Origin of the sequence: Lentzea sp. NBC_00516 (genome assembly GCF_036346835.1) — a bacterium.
Taxonomy (GTDB): Bacteria; Actinomycetota; Actinomycetes; order Mycobacteriales; family Pseudonocardiaceae; genus Lentzea; species Lentzea sokolovensis.
This window is the reverse complement of record NZ_CP107840.1, coordinates 4492504-4510191: the sequence shown is the minus strand read 5'-3', so window position 1 is coordinate 4510191 and position 17688 is coordinate 4492504. Positions and strand designations below refer to the sequence as shown.

Here is a 17688-nt window from a genome sequence, read left to right as displayed (position 1 = left end):
TCACCTCCTGCGCTCAGCCAGATTCTGCGCCGCCTCCCGCCAGTTCGGGAAGTGGAACTCGAATCCGGCCTCGGTGAGCCTTCCCGGTACGACCCGGCGGCTCTTGAGCAGCAGCTCGGTGTCGGTGCGCAGGGCGAACGCCCCGAGCCCTGCCATCCAGCGGGTCGCGGGCAGCCCCACCGGCACGTTCCACGCCTGGCGGAGGTCGCGCATGAACTCCCGCTGCGGCACCGGGCCCGGCGCCGCCAGGTTGACCGGGCCCGCGATCGGTTCCCTGATCAGCAACGCGACCGCCCGCACGAAGTCGTCGTCGTGGATCCACGAGACGTACTGGCGCCCGCCCGCCACCGGGCCGCCCAGCCCGAGCCGGGCCAGCCACGACAGGTAGTCGAACACGCCACCGCGGTCGGGGCTCATCACCATCGCGGACCGCAGCGCGACCTTGCGGGTGCCCGGCGTGTCGGCCTCGTCCAGCTCGGCCTCCCAGCGCTTGGCGATCTCGACGCTGTACGCCCAGTACCCCGGCACGTCCGGCTCGCGTCCGCCGATGACCCCGGTCTCCTCGTCGTTGGCCGCGTCGAACCGGTGCGCGTAGATCGTCGCGGTGCTCATCTGCAGCCAGACCGCGGGCGGGTTGTCCGCCTTCGCGATGGCCTCGCCGACGACCCGCGCCGAATCGATCCGCGACCGCATCATCTGCCGCAGGTTCTCCGCGGTGTAGCGGCAGCTCACGCTCCGCCCGGCCAGGTTGATCACGACGTCGGCGCCGTCGATCTGTTCGGCCCACCTGCCCAGCGTGTGGCCGTCCCACCGCACGCCGGCGCTACGACTGATGATCACCACGTCGTGGCCCGCCGCCCTGAGCGCGCGGGTCAGCACGCCGCCGACCTGCCCGGTACCGCCTGGAATCACGATCTTCATGTCTGGTCGTCCCCCTCGGTGCCGACGCTAGTCCCCGATCGCTGAGAGGTGTTTCAGCTATGCTCCGGCAAAACGCTCAAACGAACAGGCGGTCGGTCATGCGGGAGTCCAGCGAGGCACGGCGGCAGCGAATTCTGGCCGTCACAGCGTCGCGGGGCACGGTCAGGGTGAGCGATCTGGCCGAGGAACTGGACGTTTCGATCGTCACGATCCGGCGGGACGTCGAGGAGCTCGCCCGGCTCGGCAAACTGCGCCGCGGGCACGGGGTCGCGCGGTCGCTCACGCCGGTCGAGCAGCCGGTGCCGAAGCAGGCCACGAACGGCGCGATCGCACTCGTCGTGCCGGAGCGCCACACGTACCTGTACGAGACGATGAACGGCGCCCGCAAGACGCTCGAAGAGGCCGGCATGCGGGTCGTCCTGCACATCGCGCCGCAGGTCAGGGGCGCGGAACGGCCCATCGTCGAGAAGGCGCTGACCGAGCAGGTGCAGGGGCTGCTGATGGCGCCGCGCTGGCGGACGTTCGAGGAGGAGACCGAGGACGACTGGCTCGCGGACACCGGCGTGCCGACCGTTCTCATGGAACGCCGCCCGAGCGGAGGACTGCGGGCGATGAACTCCGTGTGCTCGGACCACTGGTATGGCATGCATCTGGCCGTGAAGCACCTGACCGACCTCGGCCACCGTCGGATCGTGCTGGCCGCACGTGACGACAGCCCGACGGCGCGGGTGCTGCGCAGGGCGTTCCGGGAGATCTCGGCGGACCTGGAGGACGCCGTCACGGTGCGGAGCTCACCGGACACCGGGCTCGTGGACGTGCTGCGGAAGCATCGGGCGACGGCGGCGGTGCTGCACGGCGACGAGGACGCGTTGATGCTGGTCCAGCAGATGATGCACGCCGGGATGGAGGTGCCGCGGATGTGCTCGGTCGTCGCGTACGACGATGTGGTCGCGTCGCTCGGCAGCATCCCGCTCACGGCCGTCGCGCCGCCGAAGACCGAGGTGGGCCGGGTCGCCGCGGAGCTGCTGCTTCGGAAGCTGAAAGGGGAGGTCGCGGCCACCGAACGCATCGAGTTGCTGCCGACGTTGAAGATCCGCTCATCGACTGAGCGTTTGACCGTTTCTTGACGGCAAAGCGATCAGGCGATCAGGATGCGCTTCATGCGCCTGAGTCGTCGCACACTTCTCGCGGCGGGTCTCACGGCACCATTGGCGGCCTGCTCCACTCCGCAACGCCGCGGTGCCGGAGGTCCGGTAGAGATCACGTTCTGGTCGGCCCTGCGAGGTAGTCAGCAGGTCGTCGACGCGTTCAACTCCTCGCAGAACCGCATCAGGGTGGTCTTCCAGCAGATCCCCTCCGGTGGGCAGGGCGGCTACGCCAAGCTCAGCAACGCGGCTCGTGCGGGCAACGCACCGGACATCGCCACGATCGAGTACCCGCAGGTCCCGGGGTATGCGATCGACGGCGTCGCCAGGGACATCACCGACCTCGTGACCGATCGCCTGAAGCAGAAGCTCCTGCCGCAGGCACTCAAGCTCACGACCTTCGACAACCGCGTGTTCAGCGTCCCGCTCGACATCGAGCCGATGGTCCTGCACTACCGCGAGGACCTGTTCCAGGCCAACGGTTTCGAGATCCCGACGACCTGGGACGAGTTCGCCGGGCTCGCCCGCACCGTGCGGAGCAAGTTCCCGGACAAGAGGCTCACGATCTTCCCGACGGATGGCGGCACGCAGTTCGCCTGCCACGCCTGGCAGGCCGGCGCGCAGTGGTTCGACACCAGCGGCGGCAAGTGGCGGGTGTCGCTGGCGGACGAGCCCACGCGCAAGGTCGCGGACTACTGGCAGGGGCTGATCGACGAGGACCTGGTGTTCCGCAACGCCGGCGACAGCAAGCAGCACGACGCCCAGATCGGCCAGGACCGCGTGATCACGAGGCTCAGCGGCGCCTGGGACGCGGGCGCGCAGATGCGGGCGAGGCCGGCGCAGAAGGGCAAGTGGCGCATCGCCGCCATGCCGATCTGGGACGAGCAGGTCGTCGGCACGCACGGCGGTTCGACGTTCGCGGTCACCAAGGACTCCCAGGAACCCGAGGCCGCGATGGAGTTCATCGAGTGGCAGTGCACCCACCCGGACGCGCTGACGGCTCGGCTGAAGAGCGGCACCAGCAGCCAGTACCCGGTCGCGCCCGGCCTGGTCGAGGCGGGTGCCAAGGCGTTCCCCGGCGAGTACTACGGCGGTCAGGACATCTACCGGCTCTTCGAACGGGAGGCGAACAAGGTCCGCGACGGCTGGGTGTGGGGGCCGCGAATGACCGCCACGCTGAAGGTGATGCAGGACGGGTTCGCGAAGGCCGGCGCCGGTGAGGGCACGCTGATCGACGCGGTGCGGACGGCCCAGAGCGGCACGATGCCGGACCTCAAGGCCCTCGGTCTGTCCACTGAGGAGGGTGCGCGATGAAGAGCAGACTCGCCTGCGCCGTCCTGATGGCGCCGTTCTTCCTGTTGCTGGTCACGGTGTTCCTGATCCCGACCGGCACCGCGGTCTGGCTCAGCTTCTTCGCCGCCGACCAGCCGGGACTGGGCTTCGGCCCGGAGAGCACGGTGTTCGTCGGCCTGCGCAGCTACGTGGCAGTGCTCAGCGACCCGACGTTCCTCAACGGTCTCCTGACCGTGGTCCTGTACTGCCTGCTCTACATCCCGCTGATGGTCGTCGGCGCGCTCACCCTCGCGTTGCTGCTGGACTCCGGGGTGGCGAAGCTGCGCAGCTGGATGCAGATGGGCCTGTACCTGCCGCACGCCGTTCCGGGCATCATCGCGGCCCTGATCTGGCTCTACCTCTACACGCCGGGGTTGAGCCCGATCATCGAACTGTTCGCCCAGGCCGACATCCAGATCAACTTCCTCGGCATCCACACGGTTCTGCCGTCGATCGTGAACATCGCCCTGTGGAGCAACCTCGGCTACAACATGGTGATCTTCTACGCGGCGTTGCAGGCCGTGCCGCGAGAGGTGCTGGAAGCGTCCGTCGTGGACGGAGCGGGCCCGGTCAAGCAGGCGCTGCGGATCAAGGCACCGCTGGTGCGCGGCGCGATCGTCACGGTCGGCATCTTCACGCTCATCTGGGCACTGCAGCTGTTCACCGAACCCGTGCTGCTCAGCCAGTCCACACCGATGATCAGCGCCCGGTTCTCGCCGAGCATGTACATCTACGACGCCGCCTTCACCCGCAACAACTACGGCCTCGCCGCGGCCGCGTCCGTGATCCTGCTGGCCTTCACGGTCGCGCTGTCCTTCGGCGTCACCCGCTGGACGAACAGGAAGGCCGCCTGATGACCCTCCTCGGCCGGACCACGGTGAACGTGGTCATCGGCGTAGCGGTGCTCTACACCCTGCTGCCGGTGATGTGGCTGCTGCTCGCCGCCACCAAGAACGTCGACGCCCTGTTCAACAGCGACCTGTTCGGTGGCTTCTCGTTGGTGGAGAACGTCAAGAACCTGTTCGCGATGGACAAGGGCCTGTACGGGCGCTGGTACCTCAACAGCCTGCTGTACGCGGTGATCGGTGCCGCCGTCAGCGCGTTCATCTCCATCGCCTCGGGGTACGCGTTCGACAAGTACTCGTTCCGTCACAAGGAGAAGCTCTTCGGGCTCGTGCTCGCGGCCGTGATGGTGCCGCAGACCGTGCTCGCGCTGCCGCTGTACCTGATGGCGTCCGAGGCGGGCCTGGTGAACACGTTCTGGGCGGTGTTCATCCCGGCGCTGTTCAACCCGTTCGGCGTCTACCTCGGCCGGATCTTCTCCCAGGGCTACGTGCCGGACGAGGTGCTGGAAGCCGCCCGCATCGACGGAGCGGGCGACCTCGCCACGTACTTCAAGGTCGCTCTGCGGATGCTGGGGCCGGGCATGGTGACGCTGTTCCTGTTCCAGCTCACCACGATCTGGAACAACTTCTTCCTGCCGATGGTGATGCTGTCCGACCAGAAGCTCTACCCCGTCAGCCTCGGCCTCTACCAGTGGAACAGTTCGGCCACGGTGTCTCCCGAGTACTACCCGGTGGTGATCATGGGATCTCTCTTCGCGGTGCTGCCGCTGATTCTCGCGTTCATGTTGCTGCAACGGTTCTGGAAGGCCGGCATGACCGCGGGAGCCGTCAAGTGAGGGCCGCGGGCGTGATGTCGGAGGAGGCCGCCGCCGCCGTCCTCGCGCCCGTGCTCCACGATCTGAAAGCGTTGTGCGACTTCGAGGGCGTCAGCGAGGATTTCGCTGGCGTGCCCGACGTCGACCTGCTCGTCACGGGCTGGGGCTGCCCGCCGATCACCGCCGAGGTGCTCGCGGCACTCCCCAGTCTGAAAGCGATCGTGCACACCGCCGGGTCGGTCAAGGGCTTCGTCACCGACGCCTGCTGGGACCGCGGCATCGCGGTGTCGTCGGCCGCCCAGGCCAACGCGCTGCCGGTCGCCGAGTACACCGTCGCGATGATCCTGCTGAGCGGCAAACGGGTGCTCGAACGCGCCCGCGAGTACCGCGAGACCAAGCGGATGTCGGTGTACGGGGTCTCGCCGTCCGTGGGCAACTTCGGCGCCACGGTCGGCATCCTGTCCGCGTCGATGATCGGCCGGCGGGTGATCGAGCTGCTGGCGCCCTACGATTTCCAGGTGCTGGTGCACGATCCGTTCGTGACCGAAGTGGACGGTGCCGAGTCCGTGAGCATCACCGAGCTGTTCGAGCGCAGCGGCGTGGTCAGCGTGCACACGCCGTTGCTGCCGGAGACCGTCGGGCTGGTCAGCGCCGAGCTGCTCGGCCTGCTGCGCGACGACGCCGTGCTGATCAACACCGCCCGAGGTGCCGTCGTGGACCAGGACGCGCTGGCGGGCGAGGCGGGCCGGATCAGAGCGGTGCTCGACGTGACCGATCCCGAGGTGCTGCCGGCGGACCATCCGTTGTGGCGCAACGACAACGTGCTCATCACGCCCCACCTGGCCGGGTCGCAGGGCAACGAGTGGGACCGCCTCGGGCAGCACGCGCTCGGAGAGGTCCGCAGATGGGCGGCCGGCGAGCCGTTCGAGACGCCCGTACCCGCGGAACGAAGGGAACACATCGCGTGAGCCACAGCCGCGAACAGTGGGTCGACACAGCGGACGCGCTGCTGGGCTCCGCCTGGCGATACGCGTCCCCGGACCAGGCGTTTCTGGATCTGCCGGGCCGGCCGTCCCGCAGCGGTGTCCGGTCGGACGGGCTGGAGGGGTACGCCCGCACGTTCCTCGCCGCCGCCTTCCGCACCGCGCACGGCGAGGACCCGCACAACTGGCTGGAGCGCTACGCCGCGGGGCTGGCGGCCGGGACGGCGGGGGAGTGGCCCGCGATCTTCGACGTCGGCCAGCCCATGGTCGAGTCGGCCTCGGTGGCGCTGAGCCTGCGCCTCACCAAACCGTGGCTCTGGGACAAGCTGCCCGAGGCCGTGCAGGACCGGGCGGAGGCCTGGCTGCGGGAGGCGCTGCGGCACGTTCCCGCCGCCAACAACTGGTACTTCTTCCCGTACACCGTGGCGTCGTTCCTGGAGTCGGCCGGACGCGGTGACGACGAGACTCGGCGGGCTCAGGACCGCGCCATGGAACTGCTCGAAGGCTGGTACGTCGGCGACGGCTGGTACTCCGACGGCGACGGCCGCGCGTTCGACCACTACAACGGCTGGGCGCTGCACCTCTACCCGGCGCTGGACGCGCACCTGAACGGCCGGCCGGTCACCACGCACCTGCGCGAGCACCTGGAGAGCTTCCACCTGCTGTTCGGCGCGGACGGAGCCCCGCTCTACTTCGGACGGTCGCTCACCTACCGCTTCGCCGCCGCGTCGGCCGTGGCACTGGGCGCGGTCACCGGTGAGACGCCGCTGAGCCCCGGCCACTCCCGCCACCTCATCGGCCAGACCCTCCAGTACTTCCTCGACCGGGGATCGCTGTCCGACGGCCTGCTCAGTCTCGGCTGGCACGGCCCGCACGAGGCCGGCCTCCAGGTCTACTCCGGACCGGCCTCGCCCTACTGGGCGTCGAAGGCGTTCGTCTGCCTGCTCGCCGGTCCGGAGCATCCACTGTGGACAGCGCAGGAGGAGAGCCCGGACGAGGACCGCACGCTCGCACTGCCCGGACCGGGTTTCCTGATCCAGCGGCACAACGGCGTGACGCGGCTGCACAACCACGGCAGCGACCACGTCCGTCCGTTCGAGGGCGAGTACGCGACCGAGGACGACCCGCTCTACAGCCGCTTCGCCTACTCGACGGCCAGCGGCCCGACGGTGCGGCACAACGTCGCCGACAACCACATCAGCCTGGTCGTCCGGGGCGACCGCAGCGTGCGCAGGCGGATCCACCCGCTGGGCGCGGCGGACAACTGGGCCGCGTCCTGGCACCGGCCGGTGTTCGACGCGAACCAGCCCATGGTGCCGGGCCTGCGGATCGAGAGCGTCACGGCCGTATGGGACGACCAGGAGCTGCGCATCCACCGCGTGATCGGCGCACCGCCCGGCACGAGGGCCGAGCTCACCGGCTGGGCCACGGACCTGCCGTCCCCGCTGGTCGGGGTGCGGGGCTGGACCGGCGAGGAGTCGCGGGCCGCGCCGCAGGGCACGGCGTTCACCGCCACGGCGAAGGTCCCCGTGCTGACCGCGGACGTCGAGGGCACCGTGACGCTCGCGGCGGTGGCGGTGCTCGACGGCACCGTCGCGGAAGTCGACTGGAATGCCCGTGTCGACGAGATCCTCCGGCTGACCCTGGACGCCTGAACGGGGTAACGCGGCGGCGGCAGGCCCGATGAAGGGATGTGCGCATCACCCTTCTCGCCGCCGCCGCGTTCCTGCTCGCCGCCTGCACCTCCACCCCGGAGGCCGCGCCGTCGCAGGTGCCGCCGGCCCCGACCACCGTCGAGCAGCCCGCGGGCAACGGCCCCAACTGCGCGAACGCCAACTCCTCCGTGGTGGGCAAGGCGCTCGGGCTGCGGCTGCAGGGCCAGCAGGAGACGGTCGACAAGGCGGTCACGACCTGCCGGTACGTGGGTGCGGGCATGCCGGTCGAGGTGCGGTTCACGGCGAACGCGACCGCCACGACGTTCGCCAAGGGCAAGCCGGAGAAGGCCAAGGCGCTCGAGGGCCTGTTCGACGAGGCCTACGAGGCGTCGGCCGGCGGTGCCGAGACCGCTCAGCACACGGTGGCCGCGCGCAAGGGCAAGACGCAGATCGAAGTGATGTCACCGGCGGGCGTCGAGCCGTCGAAGAAGCTGATCACCGACCTGTTCGGCCGGATCTAGACCGGCACGTCGAAGAACGAGAGCACCCGCGCACCGGGCGCCAGCCACGGTTCCAGCAGCGCGTTCGCCCGGCCGGGATCGCGGTGGAACAGCCCGACCCGCACCGCGAACACCAGGTCGAACCGCCGGTCGCCGAGGTTCATGTCCTCCAGCGACGCGATGAGGAACTCGGCCTTGCCCGACGCCACGTACGGCGCGTTGCGGCGGGTCGCGGCCTCGATCATCTTGGTGGAGCGGTCGATCGCGGTGAGCGTGCCGGTGGACAGCAGTTCGCACACCAGGGTGGCGGCCACGCCCTGACCGCAGCCGATCTCCAGCACCCGGTCGCCGGGCCGGATGGCGAGTTGGCCGACCACACCCCGCAGACGCTCGCTCATGGTCCACAGGATGCGTCAGCACGGCGGGCGGGGCTACTCCCGCAGCCCCGCCTGACAGGGATCAGCCCAGTCCGCCCAGGTTGACCATCCAGCTGACGCCGAACTTGTCGACGAGGTCGCCGTACTCGTCGCCCCACATCTGCTTCTCCAGCGGGGTACCGACCTTGCCGCCGTCGGCGAGGGCGTTGAAGTAGTCGCGCAGCACTTCCTCGTCGCCCGACAGCGACACCGTGATGCTGGAGCCGGACCTGTACTCCATGCCGGGAGGCGTGTCGGCGGCCATGATCGTGTAGCCGGCGTCGGTCTCCAGCTGCGCGTGCATGATCTGGTCGGCCTGCGGCGTGTCCTGCATGCCGAACTCGCCGAAGGTGTTCATCTTCAGTTCGCCGCCGAAGACCGACTGGTAGAACTCCATCGCCTGGCGGGCTTGACCGTCGAAGCTGATGTACGGGTTGAGGCGAGTGGCCACCGGAATCGCTCCTTCTGGAAGACGGATGCGCATCCTCGCAAACCCTTGGTACACCTACAACTTGAACTTACTCGGTAACACCGGAGTCACCCTGAGCGACCTTGCCCGTGTACATGAGTGTGGCTTCGGGTGTGAGCGGGTGGAACGTTCCGGCGCGCACGTCGCGGTAGGCGCGTTCCAGCGGTGACCGCTTGAAGAACGACCGTCCACCCAGGACCTCCATCGCGATGTCGACGACCTCGATCGCCTCCACGACGGTCTGCCGCTTGGCCAGCATCACGGTGATGGTCGACTCGGCGTTGGCCGTGTAGTCGTCGCCGAGCTCCTCGATCGAGCCCATCAGCGACCACCACGCGGTGCGCAGCTTGTAGTCCATCAGCCCGATCTGCCTGGTGGCGTTCTTCGACGTCGTCCGCACGGCCACGTCCCGCGCACCCGACGCGATGCCGAAGTACGTCGCCCCGCACACCGGTGCGAAGTGGACGACCGCGGCGAACAGGGGCGCGCCGAACTCGCCGTACGGCCGGCGGGCGGCGATCTTCTCAGCGGGGATGAACACGTCCTCCAGCACGACGTCGTGGCTGGCCGTGCCGCGCATGCCGAGCGTGTCCCACGTTTCCTCGATGCGCACGCCGTCGGCGTTCAGCGGGGCGCTGAAGTGCAGCACCTCTTCGCCGAGCACAGCGGACGTGGCCACGACGTTCGCCCGCGGCGACTGGCTGCAGAACGCCTTGCGGCCGCTCACCAGGAAACCGCCGTCCACCGGTGTCGCCGTCGTCGTGGGCCACAGCCAGTCCGAGCCGCCGCTGGTAGCGATGACCAGGCCTTCCGCCGCCACGCGCCGCAGCACGCCTTCCGCGTCCGGCGCGCCCTTGCGCCGGCGATATCCCTGCATCAGCGTCAGGTACAGGTGCATCGTGACAGCCAGCGCGGTCGCGCCGTCGTGTCTGGCGAGCTCGGCCTGGGCGTAGCAGACCTGGCGCATCGTGGCGCCGAGCCCGCCCAGGTCCTCGGGTACGGCCAACGCCAGGTAGCCCTCTTCGCGCATGGCCTCGTACGCCTCGCTCACGAACGTGGCGTCGCGATCGTGCTCCGCCGCGTGGGCGGCCGCGATCGCGCCGATGCGGGCGGCCATCTCCACGAACTTCGCGTCGTCGTCTCTGGTCACGGTGGGGAACGTGCTGGTCACCCGCGGTGTCTCAAGTGTTGTCATGCGACAAACGTAAGAACGCGCAAGCCTCGCAGGTAGTTCTGAAAGTGAACCGGACGGCGGTAACGAAACTCCCGCGGCGACGGAGACTTTCCCTGTGAGGACGTATGCGCAGTACTGCCCGATCGTCCGCGCCGTCGAGGTGCTGGGCGACCGGTGGACGTTGCTGATCGTGCGGGACATGCTCATCGGTGCCTCGCGCTTCAACGAGCTCTCCCGCGGCCTGCCGGGACTCTCGCGGGCCCTGTTGTCACGACGGCTGCGGCAGCTGGCGAACGCCGGTCTGGTGCAGCGCAACGGCGACGGCTACACGCTGACGCCGCCCGGACTGGCGTTGCGCCCCCTCGTGTTCGGCCTCGCCGACTGGGGCGCCCGGTACGCGTTCGGTGATCCGCGCGCCGACGAACTCGACCCCGAGGTGCTGATGTGGTGGATGCACGGCCGCATCGACACCGGCACGCTGAGCAAGCGCGCGAACATCGAGGTCCGCATCCACGACCGGCGCCGCACGTTCTGGCTCGTCGTCGAACCCGGTGACGCCTCGATCTGCTACACCGACCCCGGCCTGGAGGTCGACGCCGTGCTGGCGTCCGACATCGCGACGCTCTACCGGATGTGGGAGGGCGAGGTCGGCCTGCTCGACGCGGTGCGCGCGGGCACGATCGAGCTGACCGGGTCGCGCTGGGTGGTGCGCGGCCTGCCGGGGTGGCTGAAGCTCAGCCCGGTCGCGGAGCACGTGCGCGCCGCCAAGGCGGACGCCTGACCAGCGGCGACAAGAATTTCGAAGATTTTCTGGGCTGTCGTGTCGATCCGGGCTGGTGCCCGTTCGACGCATCAGTGGAAGGACACGACAGCCCAGGAGGAACTCGACATGACCGCCACGATCACCACCACCCCCGCCGTTGTTGTTCGCAAGTCGGCCGCCGCTCGCCACGCGACGCTCGTGACCCGCGTGCTGACCGGCCTGCTGTTCACCGTCACCGGCCTGAACGGGTTCCTGAACTTCATGCCCGCACCGGATCCGAGCACGATGGCGCCCGCCGGGGTGGCGTTCACGACCGCCTTGTACGCCACCGGTTACATGCTGCAGCTGGCCTCGGGTGTGCAGCTGGTCGCCGGTGTCCTGCTGGTGATCGGCCGGTTCGTCCCGCTGGCCCTCGCGATGCTGGCTCCGATGGTCGTGAACATCTTCCTGATCCACGTCTTCCTGGAGCCGTCCGGTCTCGGCATCGCGATCCTGGTGGTGCTGGCCGAGATCGGTCTCGCGTGGGCGTACCGCGACAAGTTCCGCCCGATGCTCCAGGCCCGCTAGACCTCTACCGCGCCATGAACGCGGCGAGCAGTGCCTGCACCTCGTAGACGTCGACGCCCTTGCCGAACTGCTTGGAGATCGGGGCGTCGGCGCTGGAGACCCAGATCTTCAGTTCCGCGTCCATGTCGAAGTGGCCGGCCGTCTCGACCGAGAACTGCGTGATCGCCTTGTAGGGCACGGAGTGGTACTCGACCTTCTTGCCCGTCATGCCCTGCTTGTCGACCAGGATCAGCCTCCGGTCGGTGAACAGGAACGAGTCCCGCACCAGCTGGTACGCCGCGTGGATCTGCTCCCCCTGCGCCAGCAGCCGCCCGAACTCCTTCGCGGCGTCCCGCGGGTCGAGCTTCGACGCGTTCCCCATCATTCCGCTGAGAAGTCCCATACGTCCACGTTTACCAGGCTTTCCCAAAGCTTGTCCCGGTACTGGGCCTCTGCTGTCCGAGCGCTTCCCGTCGTAGCCCGAAAGTGGATCTCAACAGCCACTCGATCGGGGAGAACGACACAATGCGCAAGAACCTCATCGCCGCCGCCGGACTGGCGGGAGTCAGCGCCCTGCTCGTCGGATGTGCCAGCGCCCCAGCGCAATCCGCCACCACGGAGGCGGCGCCGGCGCCCGAGCAGATCAAGGCGTTGTTCGCCGACTGGAACACCGCCCTCGCCACGGGGGACCCCCAGAAGGTGGCCGATCGCTACGCTCCGAACGCGGTTCTGCTGCCCACGGTGTCGAACCAGGTGCGGTCCACGCGGGCCGAGATCGTCGACTACTTCGAGCACTTCCTGCTGAACAAGCCGAGCGGCGAGATCCTCGACTCGCACGTCGCCGTCCTCGACGCCGACGACGCGATCGACGCGGGCACCTACCGGTTCTCGCTCACCAAGGACGGCAAGCCGACGACCGTGGACGCCCGCTACACGTTCGTCTACGAGAAGATCGGCGGGGAGTGGCTCATCGTGAACCACCACTCGTCGGCGATGCCGGAGCAAGCCTGATCCGCACGCACAACCCGCCGCTGGACGAGGCCTCCAGCGACACCGCGCCGCCGTCGTCGGTGACGAGCTGCTTGACGATCGCGAGGCCCAGGCCCGAGCCGCCCTTGCCGGTGAGGCCCTGACCACGCCAGAACCTGTCGAACGCCCGCGCCCGGTCGGCCTCCGGCAGGCCGGGGCCGGCGTCGATGATCTCCACCAGGCCCGGCCGCGTGGTGCGGACGAGGATCGTGGCGCCGTCCGGGGACACCTCCAGCGCGTTGGACAGCACGTTGTCCAGCACCTGCTCGAGGTGCCCCGGCGTCGCGAGGACTCGGATGTCGAAGCCCTCACTGACCAGGGAGATCGAGCGTTCGTCCGCGGCGGCGCGCCACGCGGTGAACCGTTCCGCGACGACGTCGAGCACCTGCACCGGTTCGGGGTGGGGAACGTCCGCCTCGGCCCGTGCCAGCGCCAGCAGGCCGTTGACCAGCCGCGACATCCGCACGACCTCGGCCGTCGCCATGTCGACGTCCTCGCGGACCACCGGGTCGTCGACGCCGTCGGCCACGTTGTCGAGCGAGAGCCGCAGCGCGGTCAGCGGGGTGCGGAGCTGGTGCGAGGCGTCGCCGATGAACGCCCGCTGCGAGCCGACCAGCGTGCCGATCGTCTCGGTGGCGGTGTTCAGCGTCCTGGCGAGCGTGCGGGTCTCCGGCGGTCCCGTCTCCTCGGCGCGCGCGGTCAGGTCGCCGTCACGCAGCCGGCCCGCCATCGCGTTCAGCTCGCGCAACGGCCGGGTGACCCTGCGCGCCAGCCACAGTCCCAGGAACGCCGCCAGGATCAGCACGCCCACGGCGAGCGCGGCCCGGAAACCCCAGATCTGCCACAACCGTTGCGTGATCAGACCGTCCGGATAGGACAGCCGGATCGCGCCGACGACCGTGCCGTCGGGCGTCTTCGCCGGAACCGTGAGCTTCAGTCCCTCGTCGTCCCAGACCGTCGACTCCGCCTGGGGTTCGAGGACGTCGATCTGGCCGGGCGTCTGCCGTTCGTAGGCGTCCACCAAGGCGTTCAACGACCTGATGTCGCCCGACGCGAGCAGCAACGCGGCGGTGTCGGCCTCACGGCGGGCGGTGTTCACGGCATCGCCGTAGATCTGGGTGTTCAGCGTGAACGCCACCGGCACCGTGAACGCGGCGATCGCCACCGCCACCAGCAGCACGTAGCTCCAGGCGAGCTGGCGGATCACGGGAGCACCAGCCGGAATCCCACGCCCCGCACGGTCTCCAGCGAGGCCGCGTCACCGAGCTTGCGGCGCAACACGCCGACGTGCACGTCGAGCGTCTTGGTGGGGCCGAACCAGTTCTCGTCCCACACCGCCTCCATGATCTGCTCGCGGGTGAACACCGCGCCCGGCTCCTCGGCCAGGAACGACAGCAGGTCGAACTCCTTCGGCGTCAGTTCGACCTCGTCCCCGTCGAGGTGCACCCGCCGCCCGCGCCGGTCGATGCGCACCCGCCCGTGCACCTCCGGTTCAGGTTGAGCAGGCTGCACGCGCCGGAGAACCGCACGCATCCGTGCGACGACCTCGCGCACCCCGAACGGTTTGGTGACGTAGTCGTCGGCGCCGATCTCCAGCCCGACCACCCGGTCGACCTCGTCGGATCGTGCGCTGATCACGATGATCGGCACGTTCCCGCGCGCCCGCAGCTCACGGCAGACGTCGAGGCCGTCCATGTCGGGCAGGCCGAGATCGACGAGCACCAGGGCGAACTCCCCGGCCGTCAGCGCTTCCGCACCCGTGCGCACCCACGTGACCTCGAACCCGTAGCGGGACAGACCGCGCGTGAGCGATTCCGCGATCGGCTCGTCGTCCTCCACCAGCAGCACCCGCATGGGCGCTGATCATTCCATTGAACGAGGCAGGGCGTTGCGCAGGCGGATGCCGCTGAACTCCAGCGCGCTCGCCGTGACCTCGTCCCAGAACGGCCAGAGGTTGGCCAGCACGCGCAGTTCGATCCCCGCCTCCTCGTGCAGCGCGAACAGGTCGCCGACGCGTTCGGCCGGACCCAGCGGCACCACCGGTTCGGTCGCGACGTGGGCGTGCGCACCGCCGGCACCGTCCTCGCCGAACGGCCGGAACATGCTCGCGGGCAACCGGTACGCGTACAGCTCCACGGTCCGCATCCGCTCCAGCCACCCGTACTCGATCGCGTGCACCCTGCTCGTGCCGTCGCTCGTCCACGCCATGGCACGCGGGCACTGCCGGGGAAACCAGTAGTCGGGGGAGCGCGCGGCGTCCACGGCCCACACGTACTCGCCGGGCTGCCGCGCCGTCGCCGCCAGATGCGGGACGAACCGGGTGATCGAAGGATCTTCGGAGAAGTGCAACACCTGACCGTGTGCGGGCCGCATGTGGTCATACTGGCCCGCATGCGGAGGTTGACGCTCGCGGTTTTGCTGGTCCTCGCCGGCTGCTCTTCAGGCGGTGCGGACAACACGGTCGGCTTCACGGCTGTCGACCTCACGGCTCCGCCCGAAGCGTTGGCGACGCACGGCGACATGCTGGTCATCGGCACCCGCCCGTCCGACCACCCGGAACTCGTCACACGGACCAAAGACGGCGTGCTGAGCAACTCCAGGCTGACCCCGGCGACCCCGTACGGCAAGGAAGCACACTGGTACGGCATCACGTCCGACGGCACCACGATCACCGGCGTCGGCGGGGAACGAGGTGGCGCGCACGGCAACGTCCGCTGGAGCGCCTGGACCGGTGACACCCGTGCCATCAACGAGAAACCGCAGGCCTTCAGCACGTTCGGCGGCTACGGCGCGGGCGAGCTGATCGGGCCGGTGCGCACCGCGACGGGCCCGCTGATCATCGGCACCTGGCAGAGCGCCAAGGCGGGCCTCGACCTCGCGGCCTGGACGTTCGCGGACGACACCTGGACCCGCCAGCCGTCCGCCGGCACCGTGCTGGAGAGCTCGCAGGAACTCCTCCGGTTCCCGCTGGCCGTCACCCCGGACGGCGACGGCGCCCTCGTCGTCGGCTGGCAGATCGCGAAGGGCGTGGTGAGCGCCGCGGTCTGGCGGTTCGACGGCACCACCTGGACCACCGCGACCCTCCCGGACGGCGACGCCGCGCTGGCCGCCCGCTGCTGGAACGGCACCTGCCACGTCGTCGGCCGCGCCCAGGGCAAGCTCGCCTGGTGGTCGGGCCCGGACTGGAAGAAGCTGACCACCCCGGACGTCCCGGTGGGCGACGACGACACCCTGGCGGCCCCGATCGACGTCAACGGCACGCCGACGCTGCTGGTGGACCACGGCGGGGTGAAGCTGGTGTCCGAAAAGGACGAACGCCCGGCTGCGGGTCCGTCCGGCGAGGTCGTGGCGGCGGAGAAGGTCGGCGACCAGGTGTTCGTGATCGCGGGCGGCCGGTTGTGGCGCCTCACCTAGAAAGCAGGGCCCGCAACGTCTCCAGCCCGTCCAGCACGGCCTTGCGCTCCGCGGGGGAGGCCGCGTCCAGCGCTCGGGTGAGCCGTCCGTACGGGCCTTCGGAGATCTCGCGCGTGTAGCCCCGCACCGGCTCGGTCACCTCGATCCGCGTGTACCGGCGGTCGTGCGGATCGGGCTCCCGCGTCACGAGTCCGCGCGCCTGCAGCCGATCCACGATCCCGGACGTCGTGGAGTGCGACAGGCTCAGCCGCCGCGCCAGTTCGGTGACCGTCGCCGACCCCTCCACCACCAGGGACCTGATCAGCGCGACCTGGGGCGCGGTCAGTCCGCTGCGGGCCTGGTCCCCGGACGGCTCGATCGATGTCGTCAGCAGGTCCTGCCGCAACGCGCGCAGGTGCGCCATCACCGATTCCGCATCCTCGAAAACCTCGGCCATGGCACGCAGTCTAGAGGTACGTTGCATACGACGCGTCGTATACGACGGATCGAAAGGGCAACGATGGCGATCAAACGCGTACCCACCCCGGCAGGCGACGAGGCCTGGCTCGTCACCGGCTACGACCAGGTCAAGGCCCTGCTGGCCGACCGAAGGCTCGGTCGCGGCCACGTGGACCCGGACAACGCGCCGAGGTTCACCACGTCGGTCATCCTCGGCAAACCGCACAAAGCCACCGCGGAGGAGGAGAACGAGAAGCACACGTGGATGCGCAGGATGCTCGCCCCGGCGTTCTCCGCGAAGAACATGGAGGCGATGCGCCCACGCGTGCGTCATCTGCTCAACGATCTGCTGGACGACCTGGTGGAACAGGATCAGCCCGCGGACTTTCACGAAGCGGTGTCGTTCCCGCTGCCCGTTCTGGTGATCTGCGAACTGCTGGGCGTCCCGGCAGAAGACCGCGAAGAGTTCCGAACCTGGTCAGAGGCCATGAGCACGCTCAACGACGAGCAGAGGTCGATGAAGGGTTTCGCAAATCTTTGGGCCTATATGAGCGAACTGGTCACGCGGAAGAAGAAAGACCCGGCGGACGACGTCATCAGCCACATGATCGGGCAGAACCCGGACGCCCGTGAGCAGGAGATCGCGCAGCTCGGCGCTGGCCTGCTGTTCGCGGGCCACGAGACCACGGTCTCCGCGATCGACCGCGCCGTGCTGCTGCTCAGCCTCAACCCGGACCAGTGGGACGAGCTCAAGCGGCCAGGAGCCGTCCCCGCCGCCGTCGAGGAGGTCCTGCGGCACCGCTCACCGGTGTCGGCGCGCTCCGAGGACTCCGGCCTGCCGCGGTACGCGATGGCGGACATCGAGGTCGAGGGGATCGTCGTCCCGGCAGGCGACCTGGTGCTCCTCGGCATCGAGCAGGCGCACCGTGACGAGGGGCACTTCCCCGACCCGGCGGCGTTCCGGAGGCGCGTCCCCAACCCGCACCTGGCGTTCGGGCACGGCTTCCGGTTCTGCGTCGGCGCCCCGCTCGCCAGAGTCGAACTGACCGAGACCCTCGAAGCCCTTGTGACGCGCTTCACGACGTTCGGCCTAGCGGGAGACCTCTCCGCACTGAGCAGGAGGACGGAACAGCTGGTGGGCGGGGTGGTCCAGCTCCCCGTCCGCTGGACGGAGGCCTGACCTGCTCCTTATCGATGCAGTAACCGTGCAGTTACAAGAGGCTCCACAGCGTGATGCCCGGTT

The 17688-nt window shown here is 69.3% G+C and carries 21 protein-coding genes; 12 read left to right on the top strand and 9 right to left on the bottom strand.

The window, feature by feature from the left end; all coding sequences use genetic code 11:
• Nucleotides 1-921 (bottom strand): TIGR01777 family oxidoreductase, encoded by a 921-nt coding sequence (locus tag OG205_RS19530; protein ID WP_330277662.1) that lies wholly within the window; start codon nt 919-921, stop codon nt 1-3.
• 98 nt (nt 922-1019) lie between these two features.
• Here OG205_RS19530 and OG205_RS19525 point away from each other — a divergent pair, with 98 nt between their 5' ends.
• From OG205_RS19525 to OG205_RS19495, 7 genes are read left to right on the top strand one after another with little or no spacing between them, the layout of a single operon-like run.
• Complete coding sequence (locus tag OG205_RS19525) at nt 1020-2048, top strand: substrate-binding domain-containing protein (RefSeq protein ID WP_330277661.1); 1029 nt, start codon at nt 1020-1022, stop codon at nt 2046-2048.
• Between the two features lie 33 nt (nt 2049-2081).
• Complete coding sequence (locus OG205_RS19520; RefSeq protein WP_330277660.1) at nt 2082-3380, top strand: ABC transporter substrate-binding protein; 1299 nt, start codon at nt 2082-2084, stop codon at nt 3378-3380.
• Nucleotides 3377-4252 carry a carbohydrate ABC transporter permease gene (locus tag OG205_RS19515; RefSeq protein ID WP_330277659.1) on the top strand — a complete coding sequence of 292 codons (876 nt, stop codon included), beginning with the start codon at nt 3377-3379 and terminating at the stop codon, nt 4250-4252. Before OG205_RS19520 ends, OG205_RS19515 begins: the two co-directional genes overlap by 4 nt.
• Complete coding sequence (locus OG205_RS19510; RefSeq protein ID WP_330277658.1) at nt 4252-5079, top strand: carbohydrate ABC transporter permease; 828 nt, start codon at nt 4252-4254, stop codon at nt 5077-5079. The genes OG205_RS19515 and OG205_RS19510 overlap by 1 nt, the downstream gene beginning before the upstream one ends.
• Entirely contained in the window at nt 5076-6026 is a 951-nt protein-coding gene (locus tag OG205_RS19505) for a hydroxyacid dehydrogenase (protein ID WP_330277657.1), read from the top strand. Before OG205_RS19510 ends, OG205_RS19505 begins: the two co-directional genes overlap by 4 nt.
• Complete coding sequence (locus tag OG205_RS19500) at nt 6023-7696, top strand: DUF2264 domain-containing protein (protein WP_330277656.1); 1674 nt, start codon at nt 6023-6025, stop codon at nt 7694-7696. The genes OG205_RS19505 and OG205_RS19500 overlap by 4 nt, the downstream gene beginning before the upstream one ends.
• 38 nt (nt 7697-7734) lie before the next feature.
• Entirely contained in the window at nt 7735-8217 is a 483-nt protein-coding gene (locus OG205_RS19495) for a hypothetical protein (protein WP_330277655.1), read from the top strand.
• On the opposite strand, the gene OG205_RS19490 is transcribed toward OG205_RS19495, so the two are convergent.
• From OG205_RS19490 to OG205_RS19480, 3 genes are all read right to left on the bottom strand, one after another.
• Nucleotides 8214-8594, bottom strand: a complete 381-nt coding sequence (locus tag OG205_RS19490; protein WP_177320260.1) for a class I SAM-dependent methyltransferase — start codon at nt 8592-8594, stop codon at nt 8214-8216. The genes OG205_RS19495 and OG205_RS19490 overlap by 4 nt on opposite strands.
• A 61-nt stretch (nt 8595-8655) precedes the next feature.
• Nucleotides 8656-9063 carry a VOC family protein gene (locus OG205_RS19485; RefSeq protein WP_330277654.1) on the bottom strand — a complete coding sequence of 136 codons (408 nt, stop codon included), beginning with the start codon at nt 9061-9063 and terminating at the stop codon, nt 8656-8658.
• Between the two features lie 67 nt (nt 9064-9130).
• On the bottom strand, nt 9131-10276 hold the full coding sequence (locus tag OG205_RS19480; protein ID WP_330277653.1) for an acyl-CoA dehydrogenase family protein: 1146 nt from the start codon (nt 10274-10276) through the stop codon (nt 9131-9133).
• 94 nt (nt 10277-10370) lie between these two features.
• On the opposite strand from OG205_RS19480, the gene OG205_RS19475 reads away from it, so the two are divergent.
• Together OG205_RS19475 and OG205_RS19470 are read left to right on the top strand one after the other, a co-directional pair.
• Nucleotides 10371-11036: a winged helix-turn-helix transcriptional regulator gene (locus OG205_RS19475; RefSeq protein ID WP_330277652.1), complete on the top strand. Its 666-nt coding sequence runs from the start codon at nt 10371-10373 to the stop codon at nt 11034-11036.
• Nucleotides 11037-11144: 108 nt separating this feature from the next.
• Nucleotides 11145-11585 (top strand): DoxX family membrane protein, encoded by a 441-nt coding sequence (locus tag OG205_RS19470; RefSeq protein ID WP_330277651.1) that lies wholly within the window; start codon nt 11145-11147, stop codon nt 11583-11585.
• Nucleotides 11586-11589: 4 nt separating this feature from the next.
• Here the strand turns inward: OG205_RS19470 and OG205_RS19465 are convergent, their stop codons facing one another.
• On the bottom strand, nt 11590-11967 hold the full coding sequence (locus tag OG205_RS19465; RefSeq protein ID WP_319973472.1) for a PH domain-containing protein: 378 nt from the start codon (nt 11965-11967) through the stop codon (nt 11590-11592).
• Nucleotides 11968-12089: 122 nt separating this feature from the next.
• Here OG205_RS19465 and OG205_RS19460 point away from each other — a divergent pair, with 122 nt between their 5' ends.
• The gene (locus OG205_RS19460) at nt 12090-12575 is read left to right on the top strand and encodes an SgcJ/EcaC family oxidoreductase (RefSeq protein ID WP_330277650.1); all 486 of its coding nucleotides are present in this window, start codon (nt 12090-12092) and stop codon (nt 12573-12575) included.
• On the opposite strand, the gene OG205_RS19455 is transcribed toward OG205_RS19460, so the two are convergent.
• The 3 genes from OG205_RS19455 to OG205_RS19445 are packed head-to-tail and all read right to left on the bottom strand — an operon-like array spanning nt 12532 to nt 14966.
• On the bottom strand, nt 12532-13800 hold the full coding sequence (locus OG205_RS19455; protein WP_330277649.1) for a sensor histidine kinase: 1269 nt from the start codon (nt 13798-13800) through the stop codon (nt 12532-12534). The two genes, OG205_RS19460 and OG205_RS19455, sit on opposite strands and share 44 nt — an antisense overlap.
• A complete protein-coding gene (locus OG205_RS19450) occupies nt 13797-14447 on the bottom strand; it encodes a response regulator transcription factor (protein WP_330277648.1) in 651 nt (216 codons plus the stop codon). The genes OG205_RS19455 and OG205_RS19450 overlap by 4 nt, the downstream gene beginning before the upstream one ends.
• A gap of 9 nt (nt 14448-14456) precedes the next feature.
• Entirely contained in the window at nt 14457-14966 is a 510-nt protein-coding gene (locus OG205_RS19445) for a DUF6886 family protein (protein WP_330277647.1), read from the bottom strand.
• 18 nt (nt 14967-14984) lie between these two features.
• Between OG205_RS19445 and OG205_RS19440 the strand changes: the two genes are divergently transcribed.
• A complete protein-coding gene (locus tag OG205_RS19440) occupies nt 14985-16007 on the top strand; it encodes a hypothetical protein (protein ID WP_330277646.1) in 1023 nt (340 codons plus the stop codon).
• Here the strand turns inward: OG205_RS19440 and OG205_RS19435 are convergent.
• On the bottom strand, nt 16000-16443 hold the full coding sequence (locus OG205_RS19435) for a MarR family winged helix-turn-helix transcriptional regulator (RefSeq protein ID WP_330277645.1): 444 nt from the start codon (nt 16441-16443) through the stop codon (nt 16000-16002). The two genes, OG205_RS19440 and OG205_RS19435, sit on opposite strands and share 8 nt — an antisense overlap.
• Before the next feature lie 63 nt (nt 16444-16506).
• Here OG205_RS19435 and OG205_RS19430 point away from each other — a divergent pair, with 63 nt between their 5' ends.
• Nucleotides 16507-17625 (top strand): cytochrome P450, encoded by a 1119-nt coding sequence (locus tag OG205_RS19430; RefSeq protein WP_330277644.1) that lies wholly within the window; start codon nt 16507-16509, stop codon nt 17623-17625.
• The last annotated feature ends 63 nt before the right edge of the window (nt 17626-17688 follow it).

Excerpts from the sequence above, each read along its gene's own strand:
- OG205_RS19530 (WP_330277662.1), bottom strand. The coding sequence starts at position 921 with ATGAAGATCGTGATTCCAGGCGGTACCGGGCAGGTCGGCGGCGTGCTG.
- OG205_RS19525 (WP_330277661.1), top strand. The coding sequence starts at position 1,020 with ATGCGGGAGTCCAGCGAGGCACGGCGGCAGCGAATTCTGGCCGTCACA.
- OG205_RS19520 (WP_330277660.1), top strand. The coding sequence starts at position 2,082 with ATGCGCCTGAGTCGTCGCACACTTCTCGCGGCGGGTCTCACGGCACCA.
- OG205_RS19515 (WP_330277659.1), top strand. The coding sequence starts at position 3,377 with ATGAAGAGCAGACTCGCCTGCGCCGTCCTGATGGCGCCGTTCTTCCTG.
- OG205_RS19510 (WP_330277658.1), top strand. The coding sequence starts at position 4,252 with ATGACCCTCCTCGGCCGGACCACGGTGAACGTGGTCATCGGCGTAGCG.
- OG205_RS19490 (WP_177320260.1), bottom strand. The coding sequence starts at position 8,594 with ATGAGCGAGCGTCTGCGGGGTGTGGTCGGCCAACTCGCCATCCGGCCC.
- OG205_RS19480 (WP_330277653.1), bottom strand. The coding sequence starts at position 10,276 with ATGACAACACTTGAGACACCGCGGGTGACCAGCACGTTCCCCACCGTG.
- OG205_RS19470 (WP_330277651.1), top strand. The coding sequence starts at position 11,145 with ATGACCGCCACGATCACCACCACCCCCGCCGTTGTTGTTCGCAAGTCG.
- OG205_RS19465 (WP_319973472.1), bottom strand. The coding sequence starts at position 11,967 with ATGGGACTTCTCAGCGGAATGATGGGGAACGCGTCGAAGCTCGACCCG.
- OG205_RS19460 (WP_330277650.1), top strand. The coding sequence starts at position 12,090 with ATGCGCAAGAACCTCATCGCCGCCGCCGGACTGGCGGGAGTCAGCGCC.
- OG205_RS19450 (WP_330277648.1), bottom strand. The coding sequence starts at position 14,447 with ATGCGGGTGCTGCTGGTGGAGGACGACGAGCCGATCGCGGAATCGCTC.
- OG205_RS19445 (WP_330277647.1), bottom strand. The coding sequence starts at position 14,966 with ATGCGGCCCGCACACGGTCAGGTGTTGCACTTCTCCGAAGATCCTTCG.
- OG205_RS19440 (WP_330277646.1), top strand. The coding sequence starts at position 14,985 with ATGCGGAGGTTGACGCTCGCGGTTTTGCTGGTCCTCGCCGGCTGCTCT.
- OG205_RS19435 (WP_330277645.1), bottom strand. The coding sequence starts at position 16,443 with ATGGCCGAGGTTTTCGAGGATGCGGAATCGGTGATGGCGCACCTGCGC.
- OG205_RS19430 (WP_330277644.1), top strand. The coding sequence starts at position 16,507 with ATGGCGATCAAACGCGTACCCACCCCGGCAGGCGACGAGGCCTGGCTC.